This is a genomic window from Alcanivorax sp. HI0044 (genome assembly GCF_001634945.1).
Genome location: NZ_LWEZ01000389.1, coordinates 1 through 1,100, shown reverse-complemented (window position 1 = coordinate 1,100; position 1,100 = coordinate 1). Strand labels below are relative to the sequence as shown.

Below are 1,100 nucleotides of genomic sequence, written 5' to 3'. Positions count from 1 at the left end.
GAAGTTGGCCAGTTCGAGCACCGCCAGCACGTCTTCGGCCTGCAGGTTCAGGGCGATTTTCAGTTTCATGAAAATCATGTTGTTGGTGAGGCGGCTTTCCGGTTCCGGTTGTGGCCCGGGCTTTTTTCCGCGCAGCGCATTGATCAGGCCGTTGAGAAAAATCGCCAGGGTGCGATCGGTGCATTTCTGAAAGGCCGGGTCGTCGTCCTTTTTCAGCCAGTCGCTGACTTGTTCCCGGGTGACGGTTTCGCCGGCTTCGGCGAAGACGCCGATCATGCGGGTGTCGTCGAAATCGAAGATGTACCGGGTGCGGCGGAGGACGTCGTTATTGAGCATGCGGGACCTGTGGTGAGGGAAACGGAGGGGCGTGACCGCCATGGTTCAAGCGTAATAGTACAGGGAACCGATGGCGGGGACACGTCTGCATGTCCGCAGAAGGCTCAGGGAGAAAAAATTTTCAGCCCCACAATACCGACCAGGATCAGCCCCAGACACAGTAACCGTGGGGCGTTAACCGCATCCTGGAACAGCAGAATACCCAGTAGCACGGTGCCGACGGTGCCGATGCCGGTCCACACCGCGTAGGCGGTGCCCACGGGCAAGGTCTGCATGGCTTTTGCCAATAGCCAGAAACTGGCGATCATGCCGATGAGGGTAAGCAGTGAGGGAAGCGGGCGGGTAAAGCCGTGACTGGACTTCAAACCCAGCGCCCAGCCAGTTTCAATAATGCCTGCAAGAATAACCAGGGCCCATGCCATGACGTGTCTCCTGTCATGGGGTCGTCCCCGTTATGTAATTGATGCGCTGGCGGTGATTGCCGGGGTCGTCCCTGGCATCCATTGGTGTCCAGTATAGCTCCTCAGACCCATGGGCGGAATCAGGGTTCCTGTGGGGCGAGAATTTTCTCGATGTGCTCGGGATCGTGGCAGAGCGTGAGCAGGGCGTCCTGGAAGGGGCGCTGTGCTTCCTCGTCGAAATGTTGCTGTATCCACTGCCTGAGCTGCTGCTGGTAATGGAAGTAGGGGCAGTTTTGCACCGGTGTGGTTTTTATATGGGCGAACAGCGGTACGGTGATTTCCCGGTGCTGTTCACCGGTTGGG

The 1,100-nt window shown here is 58.2% G+C and carries 2 protein-coding genes and 1 pseudogene; all 3 read right to left on the bottom strand.

Features of this window, described 5'->3' with window-relative positions; genetic code table 11:
• On the bottom strand, window positions 1-336 hold a 336-nt coding region (locus A3730_RS04720), incomplete at its 3' end, for a DUF1456 family protein (RefSeq protein WP_063537602.1).
• Between the two features lie 104 nt (window positions 337-440).
• Window positions 441-758 carry a multidrug efflux SMR transporter gene (locus A3730_RS04715; RefSeq protein ID WP_063520322.1) on the bottom strand — a complete coding sequence of 106 codons (318 nt, stop codon included), beginning with the start codon at window positions 756-758 and terminating at the stop codon, window positions 441-443.
• 119 nt (window positions 759-877) lie between these two features.
• Window positions 878-1,100 (bottom strand): annotated as a pseudogene (locus tag A3730_RS31060) (carboxypeptidase regulatory-like domain-containing protein); the annotation flags it as partial.